This window comes from Oleiphilus sp. HI0061, from assembly GCF_001635675.1.
This window is the reverse complement of record NZ_LWFE01001432.1, coordinates 1-843: the sequence shown is the minus strand read 5'-3', so window position 1 is coordinate 843 and position 843 is coordinate 1. Positions and strand designations below refer to the sequence as shown.

General features: G+C 43.4%; 1 protein-coding gene and 1 pseudogene. Both read right to left on the bottom strand.

Going from position 1 to position 843, the window contains the following annotated elements; translation table 11 throughout:
• Window positions 1–240, bottom strand: a pseudogene (locus A3735_RS22610) (amino acid oxidase); the annotation flags it as partial.
• Between the two features lie 13 nt (window positions 241–253).
• Window positions 254–843, bottom strand: a 590-nt coding sequence (locus A3735_RS22605; protein WP_369820550.1) for a peptidylprolyl isomerase, incomplete at its 5' end; no start/stop codon positions are given.

Here is an 843-nt window from a genome sequence, read left to right as displayed (position 1 = left end):
CCAGCTTAAGAGAAAGTTTAGCCCGGTACCAAATCCTGCTTCAGCGACGATAAAGGGTTTTAGTGCGAGGCTTTCACCTATTAGTCTAGATGCGAGTTGATTGGCTTCAATGAAAACATATTGGCTCTCTTTAAGGCCATCAACAAGCGAGAAGTAAACGTCATCGTATTCTTTCGAGGCTGGAATATCGCCTTCCCAGCCAAGATTAGCTACCGAAAAATTGTCGACTTCTCTATTCATATTTTATGGCTTGCTATTGCTTGGCTGTGGGTGCCGGACTTTCAGGCTCGGAGCTCGGTTCGGTAATTGTAATTGATTGAATGATTATTGTGTCTACGGGAATGTCTCGCATATAACCATCAGACTTGGTGGCGACCTTAGATATCTTATCGGCTATTTCGAGTCCTTTAGTTACTTTGCCAAATACGGCATAACCCGCGTTGTGCCCGGATTTATTAAGCTGCATATTGTCTTTAACATTTATGAAGAACTGAGAAGTCGCAGAATGCGGGTCGTTCGTTCGTGCCATGGCGATAGTGCCGCGTAAATTAGGAATAAGAGAATTAGCTTCGTTCTTAATGGGCGAAGAGACGGGCTTTCGTCTCATTTTTTGATCAAAACCGCCACCTTGAACCATAAAGTTGGGAATAACGCGATGAAAGATAGTGTTGTTATAAAAGCCTTCGTTAGCGTAACGGATGAAGTTCGCAACGGTTACGGGAACGCGGTCTTTAAAAAGGTCGAGCTCGATAATGCCAAAGTTGGTTGTGATGGTCGCTTGAGTCGTATTGCTATACATTTCTTTTGCATGACTTGCTAGCGCAAAACAGCACAAAGATATAA